Genomic DNA, 18,933 nt, shown 5'->3' on the forward strand with positions numbered 1-18,933 from the left:
GTATACCCTCAAAAGCGCCTTGACTGATTTAATGGCGGCAATCTGGACAGTAGTCAAATTCGCTAATGGACAGATGAGCTTTTTCAGCCATGTATTGCAACTGTTTAACCGGGGCGTAATGAGTACCGCAGGACGAGCATTCTTTCATCGGAAAATCCGCCTTACTGTTCGGCCAAGTAATCGTCCTGCAATCAGCCGAGTCAGTCAAAGTAATAGCGCTGGTCGGACAAATATAAGCGCAAGAACCACAAGCAATACAAGCCGTTTCATCGTCGTAAAAAGGTAAGGCAACTTCTCGTTTGGTTCCCCTGTTAACCAGGCTAATGGCATTTACCCCAACTACATCAGAACAAACCCGAGTACAAAGACCACAAAGAATACATTTATCGCCGTTATTCCCTTCCATATCTGAAAACCGGGACTCGGTAACATCATAACGTTCCGCCAAAGCAAGTATTTCTTCAGATGTCGGGGTTCGGGCTAATAACAGTTCAATGACTATCTGGCGGACCTTGGTAACTCGCTCTGAATCAGTTGTGACGCTGAGCCCTTCTTCTACCGGATACAAACACGCTGTAACCAGGCGCTTGCGTCCGCGTCTTTCTACTTCAACCAGACAAATCCGGCAGGCGCCGTAATCATGAACCGCTTCGGAATGACACAGGGTAGGAATGTTAATTCCAGCTTTTTGTGCCACGGCAAGGACAGTATCACAGGGTTGTGCCTGAAATACACGGCCGTTTATTGTTAACTTTACCATGCTGATTATTTCACCTCCACGGCATCCAGGCGGCAAACATCATAACAGGCACCGCACTTGGTACATTTAGTTTGATCCAGAATAACCGGTTGTTTTTTGCCCTGGGAAGTAATCGCATTGACCGGGCAAGCTTTAACACACAAATTACAGCCTGTACAATTACCGTCAATAATATTGTAGGTAATCAACGGTTTACAGACGCCGGCGGGACACCTTTTATCCTTAATATGAGCTTCATATTCATTTTGAAAATGGCGAAGTGTAGACAACACAGGATTGCCTGCGGAGCCACCGAGACCGCATAAAGCTCCCATCGTTAAAGCTTCCGACAAATCAGTCAAGGTTTCAATATCCCCTTCCTGCCCATCACCGGCAATAATCCGGTCCAGAATTTGCCGCATCCGCTTTAGCCCTTCCCTGCAGGGTACGCATTTGCCACAGGATTCACCTTCTAAAAAGCTTAAGAAATATCGGGCGATATCCACCATACAATTGTCTTCATCCATAACGATCATGGCACCCGAACCCATCATTGAGCCGGCCTTGGAAAGTTCATCAAAGTCTACATTCAAGTCAAGCTTATCTTCCGGCAAACATCCCCCTGAAGGACCGCCGGTCTGTACCGCCTTAAATTTCTTGCCGTTTGGAATCCCTCCTCCGATATCGTAAATAATTTCTCTAAGGGTAATCCCCATAGGCACTTCAATCAGCCCTGTATTGTTCACCTTACCAACCAACGAAAAAATCTTGGTTCCTTTACTGTTGGCGGTGCCAATTTCATAAAACCAATCAGCGCCTTTGTTGATAATCAACGGCACGTTTGCCAGGGTTTCTACATTATTCAATACCGTTGGATGATCCCACAAACCTTTTTCAGATGTGTGAACGTATTTGGCTCGAGGTTCACCAACTCGACCTTCCACCGAGGCCATTAAAGCAGTTGATTCACCACAGACAAAAGCACCGCCGCCCTGACTTATTTTGACATCAAAACTGAACTCTGAGCCAAGAATGGCTTCGCCCAGCAACCCGGCGCTTTTGGCCTGCTTAATGGCAAGTTCAGCATTTTGTAAAGCAACCGGATATTCATGGCGAATATAGATATACCCCTCATGAGCACCGACAGCATAGGCAGCGATCAACATGCCCTCAATGATGGAATGCGGGTTGCCTTCCATTAATGACCGATCCATAAAGGCACCGGGGTCACCCTCATCACAATTGCATATGACATATTTCAGAGCATCATCAACTTCACGAGTGCTTTGCCACTTCGCGCCGGTGGCAAAACCACCACCTCCGCGACCTCTAAGCCCTGAGTGTCTAATTTCGTCAATGACATCGTCAGCCGTCATCTCAAAAAGCGCCTTAGACAGAGCCGCATAACCCCCAATCGCTATATAGTCATCAAGACTGGTAGGATCAATATAACCGTTGGCGCCGAAGACCAGCCTCATTTGCTTTTTATAAAAAGGTACATCATGTTCACAAGTGATCTTGTCAGTGCTACCGGGTGCAGAATACAAGAGCCGTTCAATTACATTATTCCGGCTGATAGTCTCAGTAACTATCTCCGCAACGTCTCCAAATTTGACTCGTTGATACAGGGTATTCTCCGGCCTAATAACCACCAAAGGACCTCGTTCACAAAAACCATGGCAGCCGGTAGTCTTTACGGTTACCTGTAATTCCATGCCCTGAGATTTAATTTCATCACGGAACGCCTGGGCCAGTTTTGACGCACCATAAGCCAGACACCCGGTGCCGCAGCAAACGGTGATTACCCGTTGACTGGCCTGCGTGTTGAAATTCAATCCGTCCCGATGGTCTTCAAGCTCTTTTTTAGAATTAAGCCGAATGTTCTTAGTTTGTATTAAGGCCATACTATTTACAGCTTTCCAAAATGGATTTTACCTTATCTGTATTTACCTGACCGACATATTCATTATCCACAACAACCACCGGGCCGAGTGCGCAGGCACCGACGCAATTTACTGTTTCCAGGGTGAATTTCATGTCTGTTGAAGTTTCTCCGGCACACAAGCATAAATCTGTCTCAAGTTTATCTAATACTTTTTCGGCACCGCGGACATGGCACGCAGTACCCATGCAAACATGAATGCTATGCCGTCCCCGAGGTTTCAAACTGAAGGCCTTAAAAAATGTAACTACGCTATAAACTCTGCTCAACGGCACATCAAGACATTCACTGATAGTTACTAAAGCCTCTTTAGGCAAATAATTAAGCTCGGTTTGCACGTCCTGAAGAATAGCCACCAGCATACTGGCGTCATTATTATGTTTTGCCAACACCTTGTTGACGGTTGCTTCGTTAAGATTTACAGTTATCGTCATTTAGCTTTCTCCACTAAATTCTCATATTCTTCCACAACACGAGCTTCAATTTGGGCAAGAGTTTCCGGTTTTAGATGTCGGAACCGACGTTGTAATTTAGTGTACTCCTGTAAAGACTTAAGTTTTTGAGGCTCCATGCTCATCTTGTATCGGCCGTTCTCAACTTCATAAAGAGGAAAAACTCCGGTTTCCACTGCTAAACGGCCCAACAGTATGGAAATATCGGTATCACATCTCCAACCGGTGGGGCAAACCGACATAATTTGGATATATGCCGGCCCCTTAACAGCCAATCCTTTTTTCACTTTTTCAATCAGGTCAAAAGGGTAACTGGGGCAAGCGGTGGCAACGTATGGTATCCCATGGGCAACGGCAATCTCCGGCATATTTTTTTTCCATGACAGCTGCCCGGCATGAACCTTGCCAGCCGGAGAGGTGGTGGTTGCCGCTCCAAAGGGCGTAGCGGATGAACGTTGTATCCCTGTATTCATGTAGGCTTCATTGTCGAAGCAAAGGTACAAGAAATTGTGTCCTCGCTCCATAGCACCGGATAGCGCCTGCAAACCAATGTCCAGGGTTGCACCGTCACCGGCAATTGCAACCACATTGATATCTTCCTGAGGCAGTGTTCCTTTACGCATCTGGGCTTTTAGTCCAGCCTCAATACCCGAAGCTACCGCAGCGCTATTTTCAAAAAGTGTATGTATCCACGGCAATTGCCAGGACGTATAAGGGTACTGGGAAGCCACGATTTCCATACAACCTGTAGCATTAACAACGATTGTATTGGGCCCAAAAGCCTTGGCGGCCAGCCTGACCGCGAGTGCTTCTCCACAACCGATACAAGCTCGGTGGCCGGGCGCAAACGGCTCTTCTTTTGAGACCAGTCGGGAGGCATAAATATTCAGATTTTGCATTATTCCCTCACCCCGATCATCTCATATTCTTTATCGGTGCCTGATGCGGCTATCCGCATTCCATCGGTTATCAATTGTTCAAAACCATCTACCGTAATATCACGTCCACCCAAACCCCCAATGAAACTGACCACAGCGGGTTTATCGGCTTCGTTGTACAAAGCGGCCTTCAGCTCCGAAGCAACCGGACCGCCCGGACCACCGGAGGAAATACTTCGATCAAGTACCAGCAGTGTCTTAACGCCTTTAACTGCTGCCCTGAATTCTTCAAACGGAAACGGTCTCCACAGGCGGAGCCGAATCAACCCAATATCAACACCTTTGGCCCTGAGACTATCCACCGCTGACATGGCGGTTTCCGAAAAACTGCCCATAGTAAAAAGCAAGGTTTTGGCACCTTCACATTTATAACATTCAACTGGATGATAAGAGCGACCAAATTTTTGGGCATATTCATCCCAGACCTGTATTATGGTTTTCTTGACCCCGGACATTGCCTGTTCCTGAGCCCATTTTGCTTCAGTAAAGACCACCGGCGGGGCAAAATCACCCATGGCTACAGGTTTGGAAGGATGTAATGTTAAAGGACTGTGAATGGGGGGTAAAAACTCACAAACATCTGATTCTTCAGGCATCTCAATGGGTTCAATCACATGAGAAAGATGAAAACCATCCAGATGCACCATTATCGGTAACAGCACGTTGTGGTCTTCGGCAATCTTAAAGGCGCAGATGATTTGATCAACTACTTCCTGGCCGTTCTCAGTAAAGACCTGAATCCAGCCGGTATCCCTGACCGCCATAGCATCGGAATGGTCCCCCCACACCGATAAAGGCGATGATAAGGCGCGGTTAGCGACAGCCATGACAATAGGCAAACGCATGCCGGAAGCTACATACAAAACCTCGTGCATTAGCTCCAACCCTTGTCCGGCAGTAGCTGTAAAAGTTCTTGCACCGGCTGCCGATGATCCCAAACAGGCACTCAGCGCAGAATGTTCTGATTCAACGGGTACGTATTCGGCATCCAGTTCGCCTTCGGCGACAAGCTCCGCTAGATGCTCAACGATGTGAGTCTGCGGCGTGATAGGATAGGCAGCAATTACATCTGCATTAGCCAGTTTTACCGCATCGGCCAGCGCTATTGATACTTCAATTCCAATTCGTCTACCCATTACTTTTCGGTCTCCTCCCGCATGGTTATTACCCGGGTAGGACACTCATAAGCACAAATTCCGCAGCCTTTGCAATAGAAAAAATCAGCCTCAAAAAAGCCTTTCTGGTTCTGATGAATACAGCCTTCCGGACAAAATATATAGCAGATTCCGCACTTGATGCAGCGTGAAAAATCGTATGAGGGTTGCTGAGAGCGCCAATCCCCGGTTTTATATACCGCAGCACTGCCAGGTTCGGTAACGGCAGCACCAATTTCAATGTCTTTCCAGGTCAATTCATGTTCTTGTTTAGCCACCAGTTTCAAGCTCCTTTACCCGGGTCTCTTCAAAAGCCCGCTTCATGGCCTTGAGATTTTTCGCAGCAATCTTGCCAAACCGGTGATTCACCGGATCAGTCATAGATTCCAGATCTATGATCCCCAGAGCCTTGATTAAGGCCCCAAGCATGGTGGTATTGACGATGGGCACACCCAGTTCTTCCCGAGCGATAAGATTGGCGTCAATAACCGCAACACGCCAATGCTTGGATAATTCGGGAAATGAGTCCAGTGGCTTTGTGGTATTGATAACGATAGTCCCACCCTGTTTGAGACCGGAAGTTACCCTGGCAATTTCAATAAGACTGGGGTCCAGAACAATAACGGCGTCCGGATTGGTGATGCCCGCCCGATTACGAATTGGATTACTTGCGTTGATCCGATTGAAAGCCATGACCGGCGCCCCGCGCCGTTCCGGGCCAAAACTGGGGAATCCCTGAGCGTATTTGCCTTCGGAAATTGCCGCCTGAGCCACCAGTTCCGCCGATGTGACGGCCCCTTGGCCACCGCGACCGTGCCACCTGAGTTCAGCAAGTTCGCTTTTAATAGTAGCCCCTCCCTGATTAAATTTGTAATACTGCCCCTGGAGCGACTCGAACGCTCGCTCCCAGCTTCGGAGGCTGGTGCTCTATCCACCTGAGCTACAGGGGCAAATAGGTGAGTATACATTCTATCTTATAGAACGTATTTTTGACAAGAAATCAGCTTTAATGTGGCAGATGTGGTGAAGAAGGAGCTTCACTCGCGGCTTTTTTAAACAGCGGCTTCAAGAGTGAAGGCGCGATTAATGTGGTAACCAAACTCACAGCTACGGCAACACCAAATATATCCCGACTGATGGCACCAACGAGCAATCCGGCACCCGCAACTATCAGTCCTACTTCACCCCGAGGCACCATCCCCATACCGATTATCATACTGCCTTTATGGTCACACTTGGCGATATAGCGTGCCGGTATATAACAACCAACAACTTTACCAAACACCGCAAGCACGATAATAATTGACGCTGGAATAATGACAGCTCCGATAGCCCCAAGATCAACCTGCATACCAAGATAGGCAAAAAAGAACGGCGCCATGAACAGCATTATAGGCCGCGTTTGATGAATAATATCCTCACGTTCGGCGGTGGCAGCAAACATCAAACCGGCAACATAGGCACCAACTACCGGATGCAACCCCACCAAAGTAACCCCGTAAGATATCAGTACACCAATAACCAGGGCGGTAATCGGCATTAAACCAGAGTCTTTGAATGGAGCCAGTAAAAACCGGGAAATATACTTGTGCCCAAAGTATCCGATGAATAAAATCCCCAGCCAAACCGCAAAGCCAATCAAACCGGTAACAATAGCCGCTCCGGTTGAAAGCTCACCGGTCTTCGCCATAGTAATCACCACTGACAGAATTACCAAACCAAGAATGTCGTCAATAACCGCAGCCACGAGAATAATGGTGCCCTCTCGGGTACCAAGCTTACCCATGTCCATCAGGATACGTACGGTGATACCTATGCTTGTAGCTGTCAGCACCGCACCGGTAAACAACCAACCGACAGTACCGATTTCCGGAAAAAAGTACATCGCGGCACCATAGCCCAAAATAAACGGAACGATAACACCACCAATTGCAATCAATGCGCCGGAAAAAGCATTTTTAACAAAAGCCCGGACATCAGTTTCCAAACCAGCCACAAACAAAAGTGCAATAACAGCAATTTCGGACACGATCTGTAGGGGGTTGAAATTTTCAACCTCCAGCCCACCTTCAGCAAAATGACCGCTGATGGTGGCAAAATTAAGAATCACCGGATCGTTGAATAAACTTCCTAGCAAGAACGGCGAAATAATAATGCCGGCGGCTAATTCTCCGATTACCGCAGGTTGCTTGAAGTATCTTTCCGCAATTTCACCACCCAAACGGGCAGCTAATAATACCAAGCCGAAAGTCAGTATCAGTTTAAAATATATAAGGTCAGTTTCCATATGGAGAGTAACTTTAACAGATAATCAAAAATTCTTCCAATGCCGCATCAACCGAATTATTTGTCGTGTGACGGGGTTTCACATTAACGGCCTGTTCAGGTAAAATAGCCGCCGGAGAGGTGTCCGAGTGGTTGATGGTGTCGCTCTCGAAAAGCGATCTCCGGTAACGGAGCGTGGGTTCGAATCCCACCCTCTCCGCCATTCATACTATAAGCCTTGAAGCGATTACTGTTAGCTTGACTAAGGACGCCGTTTTTTATATCATTGTCGGGCTTTACCAGGTGGGACGACTCATGCGGAGAGGTGCTGGAGTGGACTATCAGGCACGCCTGGAAAGTGTGAGTCGGGGCAACCCGACCGTGGGTTCGAATCCCACCCTCTCCGCCACCTAAACAACACTCTAGAATTAAAAAGCGGGACGAAATTTCGTCCCGCTTTTTTTCACCTTTAAGTCTTTTTAAGACTTCCGTTTATCAAAGTCTTCCAGATCCAAATTGTTCTCAATAAAGTCCCGGAAAGCGCTCATTTTGTTGATTTCATCTTCACTGGCCTTTTTGCGCCGTTCGGTAACATCGGCGGCGCCATCCAGCCCGTCCAGTACCTCCTGCCCTTCACTTTCCCGGTCAAGGACAATTCCAGCCTTATCAAGGACTGACTCATCCGCATATATTGGAACATCCACGCGGACGGCCAATGCCAGAGCATCTGAGGGCCGGGAATCTATTTCCACCTGGTTTTCACCGATGTTCAGTAAAATCTTCGCATAAAAAGTGTCGTTCTTCAGGTCACTGACAATAACGTGATCCACGGTTGCCCCAAGTACTTCAATGGCAGTCGCCAGCAGATCATGCGTCATCGGACGCTGCACCTGAATACCTTCCTGCAATCTGATGGCGATGGCCTGAGCTTCGGCAGAGCCGATCCAGATCGGCAGATAACGCAGAGTGTTCTTTTCTTTCAGCATGACCACCCGCTGATAATTCACCAAACTGACCCGGATACTCTCAATGGTCATTTCTATCATTATATAAAAGGGCCTCCCTGCAACAGACTTGAAGACGTTTCAATTCTACATTTATACCCAAGAGGTGTCAATGAACATTTCCGTACGAATTCATGGTAGAATTAACGCAAGGTGTCCGCATAACAACTGGATTTTACGGTTGAAAAAGCAAGTCAACACTATCCCCCCTGCTTGGCTGCCTTTTGCTAAGATATTTATCCGTGACAGGGGACTTTAACAAGGCGGTTTTTTGTAGTAGAATATCTAGCCTTTGTCGGCACGGCACCCGGTTATCACAACAACTTTACCAGTGACCCAATAAACATTTAGCTATCGGGAAGGAGACAACCACGGATGCAGAAAACCCCGGAGGCGATTGTCTGGTTTGAACAGGTATCTAAAAATGATATCCCCGTTGTTGGCGGAAAGGGTGCCAACCTGGGTGAAATGACCTCAGCCAAGATTCCAGTACCCCCGGGCTTTATCGTTACCGCTAATGCATATTACGAATTCATTCATGAATCGGGTCTACAAGACCGGATTAAGGCATCACTGAAAGGTCTTGACGTTGAAGATTCTAAAGCTCTGTCCGCTGCCGCCAACGAAGCCAAACAACTAATAATGAACACTCCCATGCCTCCTGTGCTGGCGGAAAAGATTCGAGAGTCATACAAATCCATGGGCGAAGGCCTAGTCGCAGTGCGTTCCTCAGCTACCGCGGAAGATCTGCCGGAAGCCTCCTTCGCGGGCCAGCAAAGCACCTATCTGAATATTGAAGGTGCCGATGCCGTAGTCAAGGCGGTCCAGAAGTGCTGGGCTTCGCTTTTTGAACCCCGGGCTGTTTACTACCGTAACGAGCAAAATTTCGACCATTTCCAGGTCGGTATCGCAGTGCCGGTGCAACGCATGGTGCAGTCGGTCACTTCCGGCGTCATATTCACTATTGAGCCAATCACCAGTGACGCTTCCAAAATCGTGATTGAAGTGATTTATGGTTTGGGCGAAGGCCTCGTATCCGGCGAAATCACCCCCGATCTGTTTATCGTTGATAAAGCGGGTCCGACCATCATTTCCCGCCGCATCAGCCGCCAGTCCCGCCGCTTGATCCGCAACACCACCGGCGTTGAAAATGAAGTAGAAGGCGCCAATTACTGGCAATCAGTCCCGCCGTCAAAGCAGGAACTCCAAAAAATGTCGGATGAAGAAGTTCTCAAACTGGCTGAACTGGCCATTCATATTGAGAAACATTACGGATCTCCGCAGGACATTGAATGGGCTCAGGAAAACGGAGATATTTTCATCGTCCAATCCCGTCCAGTAACCGCGTTAAAAGAGAGTTCCGAGGTAGAGCCGGAAATAAAGCAGCCTATTATCCTGGCCGGCGCTGCCGCTTCACCAGGTCTGGCTTCCGGGCCGGTTAAAATTATCCTGGATCCCAATGAGATTAACCGCGTGCTCAGCGGCGATATACTGGTAGCCGAAATGACCACCCCTGATTTTGTCCCGGCGATGAAAAGAGCAGCGGCCATCGTCACCAACCGTGGTGGGCGTACCTCCCACGCGGCCATCGTCAGCCGTGAATTAGGCATCCCGTGCGTTGTCGGCACCGGCGAAGCTACTTCGCTTTTAAAAGAAGGTCAAATCATCACCGTTGACGGTGCTCATGGCAAGGTATATAACGGCAAGGTTACCCGCCGGGTTCAGACTTCTTCGGTGGTCAGTCTGATGCGAGACGCCATCGTTACCAAAACCAAAGTATATGTCAATCTGGCTCAACCCGAACTGGCTGATCAGGTCGCGGCGCGCAATGTTGACGGCGTCGGGCTGCTTCGGGCTGAATTTATCGTCAGTGCTATTGGTAAACATCCCAATTTCATGATTGAACAAGGCCGTCAGGAAGAATTCATTCAGAAACTCTACGACGGTATTTTGCCCTTCGCCAAAGCTTTCAGCCCGCGGCCGGTGGTCTACCGTACGACCGACTTCAAGACTAACGAATATCGGGAACTGGAAGGCGGTGATAAATACGAACTGCCGGAAGAAAATCCGATGCTCGGCTACCGCGGCGCTTCCCGCTACATCACAGATATTGAAAGCTTCAAAATGGAGATTGAGGCTATCAAGCGGGTTCGTAAAGATTACCCCAATCTTTGGGTGATGATTCCCTTCGTCCGGACGGTTGATGAGATCAAGCGCACCATCGCTATTTTGGAAGAAGAAGGCTTAAAACGCGGCCCTGACTTTAAGGTCTGGATGATGACCGAAATTCCCGCTAATATCTTCCTGATGGATAAGTTTATTGACGCCGGCATTGACGGCATTTCCATTGGCTCCAATGACCTCACCCAGTTGGTTTTGGGCATTGACCGTGATTCAGAAAAACTCCAGGAAACCTTTGACGAACGCAACGAAGCCGTCATGGCAGCTCTGGAAATCGCCGTTACCACCGCTAAGAGAAGGGGCATCACCGCCTCCATCTGCGGACAGGCACCGTCGGTCTACCCCGAGCTGACTGAGAAACTGGTATCCTGGGGTATTACCTCGGTTTCCGTCTCTCCCGATATGATCGGCACCACCCGTGAGATAATCGCAAAGGCAGAAGCCAAGCAAAAGAAATAAGACAGAACCGGGCTGCTTCACATTTACAGCCCGGTTCTGCGTCTTTTAAGTAAGCTCTGCTCACTGGAGTTCAGCCAGCGGGAGTGATTTCGCTTTTTATTAAAATACATTGGGAGAGCCTTTAGCTGTTCAGCTTAACATTCCTTCCTGCCCTTCGCTATAATGTCACGAAGGTGGCCGCACTTTTTCCCTCTCACCGCCGGTGCATCCCGGAGAATGTCGTTACAGAATGAAAACACCCGAAAACATACGTCACTTTCTTGAACAGCGTGAGAAGCAGTGGCTATCGCCATTCGCCACGCTTTCGGCCGAAAGCCGAGGACGCCGAAGTGAAGAACCCCAAAGCGATATACGGACTGAGTTTCAGCGTGACCGTGACCGCATCATCCACTCCAAGGCTTTCCGGCGGCTCAAACATAAAACCCAGGTCTTCATCGCGCCCAGCGGCGACCATTTCGTCACTCGGCTGACCCACACGCTGGAGGTGTCCCAACTAGCCCGAACTATCGCGCGAGCTTTACGGCTCAATGAGGACTTGGCCGAAGCCATCAGCCTGGGCCATGATCTGGGCCATACTCCCTTCGGTCACGTTGGTGAAGAAGTTCTGGCTGACCTGTACCCCGGCGGCTTTCGCCACAACGAGCAAAGTCTGAGAGTGATAGATTTTCTGGAGAAGAACGGGCAAGGGTTAAACCTGACGTGGGAAGTCCGCGACGGCATTCTCAACCATTCCAAGGCTCGCGAAGATATTTTATCCAATGCCGCCGGCCGTCCGGCCACGCCGGAGGGCGAAATCTGCCGGCTGGCTGACGCACTGGCTTATGTCAATCACGATATCGCTGATGCCATCCGGGGTAATTTGATCAAGGAAGAAGATCTGCCGACCAGCGCCACGACGGTTCTGGGAACCAGGCACTCTGCCCGGATAAACACCATGGTTAGTGATGTCATTGCCTTTTCCTGGGGTGTTTCCGGAGAAGCCCCGGAGGCGCCGGCAGTTATCGGTATGAGTGACAACGTTCTTGAAGCCACCAATACTTTGCGGGAATTTATGTTTGAGCGGGTGTACAGCCGCCAGGATGAGGAAGCCGACGGTGCCAGAAACATCCTCAGAGCGATGTACTCCTTTCTGCTTAATTTTCCCCACCGCATGCCGGATGAATATATTTACGAAGACGATCCGGAACGCGGCGTGGTGGATTATATCGCCGGGATGACCGACCTTTTTGCCTCCAGTATGGCTATGGCGTTCGGGTTAATATAAGATGGATACAGTCTCAGAAATTAAATCACGCTCAGATATTGCGGAGTTCATCGGCCAGTATACTAAGCTGACACGTTCCGGCAAAACTCTGAAAGGCCTGTGCCCGTTCCATTCAGAAAAACACGGCAGTTTCTTCGTATATCCGGAGCAGCAGACCTGGCACTGCTTCGGCTCCTGCGGGACCGGTGGCGATATATTTTCTTTTATCATGAAAAAAGAAGGGCTGTCCTTCGGTGAAGCGGTGGAGCGCCTGGCCGACAAATACGGCGTCGCTTTGAAAGCTTTTGCGCCGGCATCGCCGGAGCGGGAACAACATGATGAACTGTTGCGGGTAAACGCCGCTGCGGCGCAATATTACCATGACCTGCTGCTGTACTCAGACACGGCGGTCAAAGCGCGGCAATATCTAGAGTCCCGCGGTATCAACCAGAAATCAATAGACGATTTCCAGTTAGGCTATGCCCTTCCCGGCTGGCAATCTCTGAAGGATCATCTCAACGGACAGGAATACCAGGACGACCTTTTATTGGAAGCCGGGTTGCTGGGCAGTGCCGACAGCGGCCGCACTTATGACCGCTTCCGGGATCAGTTAATGATCCCCATCTGTGATATCAAGGGCCGGATTACCGGTTTTGGGGCGCGCGTGCTGAACGATTCTGTGCCGAAATATCTCAACTCTCCGGAAACACCGGTATTCTCCAAAAGCTCCACCCTGTTCGGCATCAACCTGGCTGCTTCAGCCATTCGCCAGGTTGACCGCGCCATCATCGTGGAAGGATATTTTGACGTCATTGTCAGCCATCAGGCCGGGTTTACCAATACCGTCGCCAGCATGGGCACCGCGGTCACGGAAAAACAGATAAATATCCTGCGCAAAATATCCCGCAACCTTATTCTGGCGCTGGATGCCGACTCAGCCGGTGAAGAAGCCATGACCCGCTGTATCCCGCATGAAAATATCCTGGGCCAGGAGATCAAGGTCGCCGTGGCCCCGCCGGGTAATGACCCCGATGATGTTATCCGCCGTGACCCGGAAGCCTGGAAAGCTGTCCTTGATCAGGCCGGACCGCTGACGGAGTTCGTGTTCAAACGCTCTTCAGCCGATTACAATCTGACGACTGCTGCCGGTAAGTCAGAGCTGACTAAATATTTATTGCCGGTGATATCGGTTATCAATGACCCCGTCCGCCGGGGCCACTACCTGACCGAACTGGCCCGGATGGTCGGCGTGGATACCGCTGAACTACAATTCAGTCTGAACCGGCTGAAACCGACCGCCGTGTCGGCGGCTAAAGGGAATGCCGGAAGCGCGGAGCCGCCGGTAACTGCCGCTGCGGTAGAGGATTACCTGCTGGCCATCTGGCTGCGGCACCCTGAACTGGCCGAGGTGTGTCAGTCAGTAAAGCCGGCGTACTTCAGCACCGCAGAAAACCGGGAAATTTTTATTCAGCTTCGGGAGACAGCCGACCTGGCAGCAGCCAGAGCGGCTTTAGACCAATTATGCGCCGCCCGATTTGACCGCCTGCTGGAGCTGCCGGAACCGGCATCAAAATTAACCGAGCGGCTGGCCGAATGCGCCCTGCGCCTGGAGGAAAAGTATTTAAAAGCCACTTCGGCTAGAATTAAAGAAGCAATAAATACCGCCGCCGGTGACGATTCCGAGGCGGAAATCAATAAGTATCATGAACAAAGCCTGGTCATCAATGACCGGCTGGCAGAAATATTCAGACAGAAAAACGAACTGCACCACAGTTCCGGGAGGTAATATATGGCCAAAGAAACCACCAAGTTAGTCACCGATGACGAGGATGATGAGGAGACCGATCAGTCCAAGAAGGTAGTCGTTGATCAGGAAGAAGAGGAAGAACATGAGGGCCCAAAGGTTCCCCATGATGTCAACCCCGACGAACTCAACGACGATGATGATGAGGACTCCGAATCCGATACCATACCCGAAGAAGCGGAACACATGATGCCTAATCTGGAAGCTCCGGCGGAGCAACTGGAGCATGGCATTGTGGATGACCCGGTGCGCATGTATCTGCACGAAATCGGCCGCGTCCCGCTGCTTAACGCTGAAACCGAAAAAATGCTGGCCAAGAAAATGGAAGCCGGCAAGCGTATCCGTGAAATCCGCCAGGTCTGCCGCGAACGTGACGGCCAGAATCCCAATTCCGTTCAGGTCATTGTCTGCATGCTCCAGGAGCTGGTCAAAGCGGCTGAAACCGTCGCTTTGCTGCAGAAGCAACTGGGGCTGGAAGTCTCAACCAATTTCAAGGACGCCGTTTTCGCGCCTAAGCTCCGGGCCAGCATTGAGCAGGAAATTGACCAGGAACTGACCAAGAGTATCGCTGAAGAACAGAATGCGCCGGTGTCGCAGATTGAACAGGCGCTGATTGACCTGTCCCTCAATAGCGAACTGCTGCCCAAAAAGGTTCTGGACGGCATACCGGCCGAGACCGACCTGTCGGAAATCAACGCACTGGTCGCGTCCCCGGCTTTCACCAACCGTCTGGATCACTTTGAGCATCAGTTTAAGAGCTATCTGGATACCATTGAGATTGAGTCCGGGAAGGCGGAACGCCACCTGATTCAGGCTAACCTCCGTCTGGTGGTCAGTGTGGCTAAAAAGCACATTGGGCGCGGCATGCCGCTGCTGGACCTGATCCAAGAAGGCAATATCGGCCTAATCCGGGCGGTGGAGAAGTTTGACTTCCACCGCGGCTTCAAGTTTTCCACCTACGCCACCTGGTGGATCCGTCAGGCCATCACCCGGGCCATCGCCGACCAGGCCCGCACCATCCGCATTCCAGTGCACATGGTAGAAACCATTAACAAGCTGTTGTCCATCTCCCGCTCCATGTCCCAGAAGCTGGGCCGGGAGCCCACCCCGGATGAAATCGCCGTAGAAATGGAGCTGCCGCCGGAGAAGGTCCGCGAGATCGCCAAGGTATCGCAGCTGCCGGTATCCCTGGAATCCCCCATCGGTGAGGAAGAAGACTCTCATCTAGGTGACTTCATTGAAGACCAGAATGCTCTGCCGCCACCGGACGCCGCTTCCCGTCAGCTTCTCAAGGAGCAGATTGACAGCGTTCTGGACAGTCTGACGCCGCGGGAACGCCGGGTATTGCAGCTCCGCTTCGGTCTGGAAGACGGCCGCAGCCGGACGCTGGAAGAGGTCGGCAAAGAGTTCAACGTCACCCGTGAACGTATCCGGCAGATTGAAGCCAAAGCCCTGCGCAAGCTTCGGCATCCCACCCGGAGCCGTAAACTTAAAGATTACCTGGAATAGCGACCAGCACCGGGCGGCCCACAAGCCGCCCGGTTTTTTATCTGCATTCGGTCTCATTATGCTAAAATCCCCCTGGAGAATTGCCGTTTATGATTCCAGTCCGCCTGAAGCTGAAAAACTTTTTGCCCTACCGGGGGGAGATGCCGCTGTTGACCTTTGAGGGCATTCACCTGGCCTGCATCTCCGGTGATAACGGGGCCGGTAAAACCTCCATTATTGACGCCATGACCTGGGCGCTGTGGGGCAAATCCCGCCTGCGCTCCAAGGCCTCCGGCGATGACGACCTGATCACTCAGGGTGAATCCGAAACTGCAGTGACCTTTGACTTCCGGGCCGGTGACGGCCAGGTTTACCGGGTGGAGCGGCGGCGGACCAAGCCGAAAAGGTCTGCTGGAGCCGGTCACTCTGAACTCAGCCTGTTTCTGGTCAGCGGTGAAGAAGTGACCAATATTTCCGGCAGCATCTTAAGTGAGACTGCGGCCAAAATAACCAGTCTGCTGCGACTGGATTATGAAACCTTTATCAATTCCGCCTATCTGAGGCAGGGCGAAGCGGACCATTTTACCGAACTGACACCCAACAAACGCAAGGAAGTGCTGGGCACTATCCTGAATCTGGATATTTACGAACAGTTGTCGGACAGTGCCAAAGCCAGGGCCGATCAGGCCGTCGCCGCCAAAAAGATGCTGACCGACAGCATCGGTCTGGAGCAGACCAAACTGGCTCAGGAGCCGGAGATAGAAGCCGCTCTGGCCGCGGCAACTCAGGATTCTGCCGGTGCCGAAGCTGGCCTGAAGGAAAAACAGGCCGTTCTGGATGAGCTGAAACGCACACGCCAATTGGTGGAGTCTCAGCGCCAGGCGCTGGGTCAGGCCGAGGCTGGCGTCCGGGAAATCACCGGCGACCTGACCCGCCGGCAGGCCGAACTGGCAGCTAACAGCCAGCGGATAACCCAATACCGTCTGGTTATCGCCGAGAAGCCGGCCATTGAAGCCGGATACGCCGGTTTCCAGGCAGCCGTCAAGCGCAATACTGAGTTCAGCCAAAAGCTGATGACGCTCCGCCAGTTTGACGGACAGGCCAAAACTCTGGAAGCCGCCGTCAGTGCCGCCCTCAACGATGCCAGGTCCACCCGAGTTCACTGGCAGACCAAGTTTGATGAACTGGCTGCCCGGGCGGCGGAATTGCCCAAACTTAAAGCCGCCCTTTCCAGTCTGGCCGCTGAGCTGGCGCAACTCGCCGTGAAGGAAAAACACCTTGACGGCCTCGCCACTGCCATCCAGCAGCTCAAGACTGAAGACGCCCGGATAGAAGCCGAGACTGCCAGTTTGCGCAAACAACTGGCCGAAAATGACAGCAAGGCCAAATTACTGGCCGACTCGTCAGAGGCCGCCTGCCCGGTATGTGAAACCGAACTCAGTCAGGACCGGCTGACCACCGTGCTGCATAAATATCACAGCGATAAAGCCGCCATTCAGGAGCGTTTGGACAGCCTGTCGGCTTCAGCCCAGGCCAATGAACTGAAGCGCCGCCAACTAACTCAGGAACTGGACGCCGGAGCCACGCTAAAAGCCGAGAGAACCCGGCTGACCAACCTGGACGCCCGGCTGGGCCGCGATATTGAGGAAGCCGAAAAGGCCGCCGGACGCCTGCCGGAAGGCGAAAAGCATTTGGCCGACCTCAACCGTAAAATTGAAACCGGTGATTTTGCCCCGGAGGAACGCCGGCGCCTGGCTGAGCTTGAAGCTCAGATTAAACAAGTCGGCTATGACACCGAGGAACACCGGCGCACCAGCGAAACACTGGCCGAATTAGAGCCTTTTGACCGGAAACACCGCGAACTGGCCGAAGCGGAAAAACTGCTGGCCGCCGACGAGCAAGCCCGCTTAGGCATTGAGGCCTCTATCGGTGAACTTAACAAACGCCTGGCCGCCCGGGAGCAGGAAGCCGCCGAACTGCGGGCCAAATTAGCCGAACTGCCGGTGGTGGACGACGCGGCGCTGCAAGAGGCGGAACGCCTGGTGGCCGAGCTGAAGCAGCAAGCCACCGCCGCCACCCGAACGACCGGGGTGCTCCAGCAAAACCTGGCCCAGTTGCAGGAACTCAAAAAGGATATTGCCGCTAAAACCGCTGAAATCCGCCGCCAGGCCGAAACCGAGAGCATCTACCGTGATTTAAAAAAATATTTCGGGCGTGACGGCATTCAGGCCGCCTTGATTGACAACGCCATTCCCCGGATGGAGGCTGAGGCAAACCAGCTCCTGGCCCGGATGACCGATAATCGGATGAGCCTGAAACTGGAACTCCAGCGGCTGACCCGCAAAGGCGAAACCACCGAAACCTTTGACATCAAGGTCAGCGACGAACTGGGCACCCGTGATTATGACCTCTTCAGCGGCGGCGAGGCTTTCCGCATCAATTTTGCCCTGCGGCTGGCGCTGTCCCGGCTGCTGGCCGACCGCACCGGCGCGCCCCTGCGGACGCTGATTATTGATGAGGGCTTCGGCACTCAGGACGCCGCCGGCATTGACAAGCTGAAAGAAGCCATCGCCGGGATTCAGGACCAGTTTGACTGCATCCTGGTCATCACCCATATTGAGGAGTTCAAGGATGCCTTCCCAGCCCGGATTGAGGTCTGTAAAACCGCGGACGGCAGTAGTATCCAAGTCAATTATAATTAAGGGACCGGGTTACTATAAGCCCAGATCGTCGGCGACCGCCTGCATGGCCTCAAGGGACAGCGTAATAAACTCCTCCAGCGTCAGCCCGATGTCCGCGCAGGTAGCGATCTGCTCGCGGTTGGCCCCGGCGGCAAAGCTCTTCTCCTTGAAGCGTTTCAGGATGGATTTGGCCTGGACTACCGCCAGCTTTTTTTCCGGTCGGATCAGCGCCCCGGCCGTGATCAGGCCGGTGACCGGATCGGCACAATATAAGGCCTTGTCCATCAGGGTATTGCATGGTTCGCCCAGCATGCCGTGACACAGGATGGCGTGACAGGCAGCGTCGGTTGCGCCCAGTTCTCCGGCCATTTCGGCTGACAGGCGGCCATGGACGGTCAGGTCGTTATTGCAGCGGTCCAGGTCAATATCATGGAGCAGCCCGGCCAGGCCCCATTCTTCAACGTCCTGGCCGAAGTGCGCGGCCAGCCCCCGCATTACCGCCTCCGTCGCCAGCATGTGCTTGATTAAGTTCTGATTGGAAATCTCGCTTTTCACGGCGTCCAGAGCTTGTTGTCTATTCATG

At 51.8% G+C, this 18,933-nt stretch carries 15 protein-coding genes and 3 tRNA genes; 7 read left to right on the forward strand and 11 right to left on the reverse strand.

Going from position 1 to position 18,933, the window contains the following annotated elements:
* Positions 1–28: 28 nt before the first annotated feature.
* From V8247_RS08860 to V8247_RS08900, 9 genes are all read right to left on the reverse strand, one after another.
* Entirely contained in the window at positions 29–760 is a 732-nt protein-coding gene (locus tag V8247_RS08860; protein WP_338737482.1) for a 2Fe-2S iron-sulfur cluster-binding protein, read from the reverse strand.
* Between the two features lie 5 nt (positions 761–765).
* Entirely contained in the window at positions 766–2,643 is a 1,878-nt protein-coding gene (locus V8247_RS08865; RefSeq protein ID WP_338737483.1) for an NADH-quinone oxidoreductase subunit NuoF, read from the reverse strand.
* A 1-nt stretch (position 2,644) separates the two neighbouring features.
* The gene (locus V8247_RS08870; RefSeq protein ID WP_338737484.1) at positions 2,645–3,115 is read right to left on the reverse strand and encodes an NAD(P)H-dependent oxidoreductase subunit E; all 471 of its coding nucleotides are present in this window, start codon (positions 3,113–3,115) and stop codon (positions 2,645–2,647) included.
* Complete coding sequence (porB, locus tag V8247_RS08875) at positions 3,112–4,032, reverse strand: pyruvate synthase subunit PorB (RefSeq protein WP_338737485.1); 921 nt, start codon at positions 4,030–4,032, stop codon at positions 3,112–3,114. Before porB ends, V8247_RS08870 begins: the two co-directional genes overlap by 4 nt.
* A complete protein-coding gene (locus V8247_RS08880; protein WP_338737486.1) occupies positions 4,032–5,207 on the reverse strand; it encodes a transketolase C-terminal domain-containing protein in 1,176 nt (391 codons plus the stop codon). The genes porB and V8247_RS08880 overlap by 1 nt, the downstream gene beginning before the upstream one ends.
* The gene (locus V8247_RS08885; protein ID WP_338737487.1) at positions 5,207–5,503 is read right to left on the reverse strand and encodes a 4Fe-4S binding protein; all 297 of its coding nucleotides are present in this window, start codon (positions 5,501–5,503) and stop codon (positions 5,207–5,209) included. The genes V8247_RS08880 and V8247_RS08885 overlap by 1 nt, the downstream gene beginning before the upstream one ends.
* The gene (locus tag V8247_RS08890; RefSeq protein WP_338739376.1) at positions 5,496–6,071 is read right to left on the reverse strand and encodes a 2-oxoacid:acceptor oxidoreductase family protein; all 576 of its coding nucleotides are present in this window, start codon (positions 6,069–6,071) and stop codon (positions 5,496–5,498) included. Before V8247_RS08890 ends, V8247_RS08885 begins: the two co-directional genes overlap by 8 nt.
* 31 nt (positions 6,072–6,102) lie before the next feature.
* Positions 6,103–6,175: transfer RNA gene (locus V8247_RS08895), tRNA-Arg, on the reverse strand.
* 56 nt (positions 6,176–6,231) lie between these two features.
* Positions 6,232–7,512 (reverse strand): cation:proton antiporter, encoded by a 1,281-nt coding sequence (locus V8247_RS08900; RefSeq protein ID WP_338737488.1) that lies wholly within the window; start codon positions 7,510–7,512, stop codon positions 6,232–6,234.
* Between the two features lie 113 nt (positions 7,513–7,625).
* Between V8247_RS08900 and V8247_RS08905 the strand changes: the two genes are divergently transcribed.
* Positions 7,626–7,713: transfer RNA gene (locus V8247_RS08905), tRNA-Ser, on the forward strand.
* A 96-nt stretch (positions 7,714–7,809) separates the two neighbouring features.
* Positions 7,810–7,899: transfer RNA gene (locus V8247_RS08910), tRNA-Ser, on the forward strand.
* A gap of 70 nt (positions 7,900–7,969) precedes the next feature.
* Here V8247_RS08910 and V8247_RS08915 read toward each other — a convergent pair.
* Positions 7,970–8,536, reverse strand: a complete 567-nt coding sequence (locus tag V8247_RS08915; protein ID WP_338737489.1) for a bifunctional nuclease family protein — start codon at positions 8,534–8,536, stop codon at positions 7,970–7,972.
* A 333-nt stretch (positions 8,537–8,869) separates the two neighbouring features.
* Here V8247_RS08915 and ppsA point away from each other — a divergent pair, with 333 nt between their 5' ends.
* The 5 genes from ppsA to V8247_RS08940 all read left to right on the forward strand — a co-directional run bounded on the left by ppsA (position 8,870) and on the right by V8247_RS08940 (position 18,371).
* Positions 8,870–11,134, forward strand: coding sequence for a phosphoenolpyruvate synthase (gene ppsA, locus V8247_RS08920; RefSeq protein ID WP_338737490.1), 2,265 nt, complete (start codon positions 8,870–8,872; stop codon positions 11,132–11,134).
* 229 nt (positions 11,135–11,363) lie between these two features.
* Positions 11,364–12,398 (forward strand): deoxyguanosinetriphosphate triphosphohydrolase, encoded by a 1,035-nt coding sequence (locus V8247_RS08925; protein ID WP_338737491.1) that lies wholly within the window; start codon positions 11,364–11,366, stop codon positions 12,396–12,398.
* A gap of 1 nt (position 12,399) precedes the next feature.
* Entirely contained in the window at positions 12,400–14,163 is a 1,764-nt protein-coding gene (gene dnaG / locus V8247_RS08930) for a DNA primase (protein WP_338737492.1), read from the forward strand.
* Between the two features lie 3 nt (positions 14,164–14,166).
* On the forward strand, positions 14,167–15,690 hold the full coding sequence (rpoD, locus tag V8247_RS08935; RefSeq protein WP_338737493.1) for an RNA polymerase sigma factor RpoD: 1,524 nt from the start codon (positions 14,167–14,169) through the stop codon (positions 15,688–15,690).
* 89 nt (positions 15,691–15,779) lie between these two features.
* Entirely contained in the window at positions 15,780–18,371 is a 2,592-nt protein-coding gene (locus V8247_RS08940; RefSeq protein WP_338737494.1) for an SMC family ATPase, read from the forward strand.
* Between the two features lie 12 nt (positions 18,372–18,383).
* On the opposite strand, the gene V8247_RS08945 is transcribed toward V8247_RS08940, so the two are convergent.
* Positions 18,384–18,932: an HD domain-containing protein gene (locus tag V8247_RS08945; RefSeq protein WP_338737495.1), complete on the reverse strand. Its 549-nt coding sequence runs from the start codon at positions 18,930–18,932 to the stop codon at positions 18,384–18,386.
* Position 18,933 lies beyond the last annotated feature (1 nt).

The organism is Dehalogenimonas sp. W, from assembly GCF_037094495.1.
Taxonomy (GTDB): domain Bacteria; phylum Chloroflexota; class Dehalococcoidia; order Dehalococcoidales; family Dehalococcoidaceae; genus Dehalogenimonas; species Dehalogenimonas loeffleri.

What these genes read in the sequence shown, in the direction of transcription:
- V8247_RS08860 (WP_338737482.1), bottom strand. Translation starts at nt 760, where the DNA reads ATGGTAAAGTTAACAATAAACGGCCGTGTATTTCAGGCACAACCCTGT.
- V8247_RS08865 (WP_338737483.1), bottom strand. Translation starts at nt 2,643, where the DNA reads ATGGCCTTAATACAAACTAAGAACATTCGGCTTAATTCTAAAAAAGAG.
- V8247_RS08870 (WP_338737484.1), bottom strand. Translation starts at nt 3,115, where the DNA reads ATGACGATAACTGTAAATCTTAACGAAGCAACCGTCAACAAGGTGTTG.
- porB (WP_338737485.1), bottom strand. Translation starts at nt 4,032, where the DNA reads ATGCAAAATCTGAATATTTATGCCTCCCGACTGGTCTCAAAAGAAGAG.
- V8247_RS08880 (WP_338737486.1), bottom strand. Translation starts at nt 5,207, where the DNA reads ATGGGTAGACGAATTGGAATTGAAGTATCAATAGCGCTGGCCGATGCG.
- V8247_RS08900 (WP_338737488.1), bottom strand. Translation starts at nt 7,512, where the DNA reads ATGGAAACTGACCTTATATATTTTAAACTGATACTGACTTTCGGCTTG.
- V8247_RS08915 (WP_338737489.1), bottom strand. Translation starts at nt 8,536, where the DNA reads ATGATAGAAATGACCATTGAGAGTATCCGGGTCAGTTTGGTGAATTAT.
- ppsA (WP_338737490.1), top strand. Translation starts at nt 8,870, where the DNA reads ATGCAGAAAACCCCGGAGGCGATTGTCTGGTTTGAACAGGTATCTAAA.
- V8247_RS08925 (WP_338737491.1), top strand. Translation starts at nt 11,364, where the DNA reads ATGAAAACACCCGAAAACATACGTCACTTTCTTGAACAGCGTGAGAAG.
- dnaG (WP_338737492.1), top strand. Translation starts at nt 12,400, where the DNA reads ATGGATACAGTCTCAGAAATTAAATCACGCTCAGATATTGCGGAGTTC.
- rpoD (WP_338737493.1), top strand. Translation starts at nt 14,167, where the DNA reads ATGGCCAAAGAAACCACCAAGTTAGTCACCGATGACGAGGATGATGAG.
- V8247_RS08940 (WP_338737494.1), top strand. Translation starts at nt 15,780, where the DNA reads ATGATTCCAGTCCGCCTGAAGCTGAAAAACTTTTTGCCCTACCGGGGG.
- V8247_RS08945 (WP_338737495.1), bottom strand. Translation starts at nt 18,932, where the DNA reads ATGAATAGACAACAAGCTCTGGACGCCGTGAAAAGCGAGATTTCCAAT.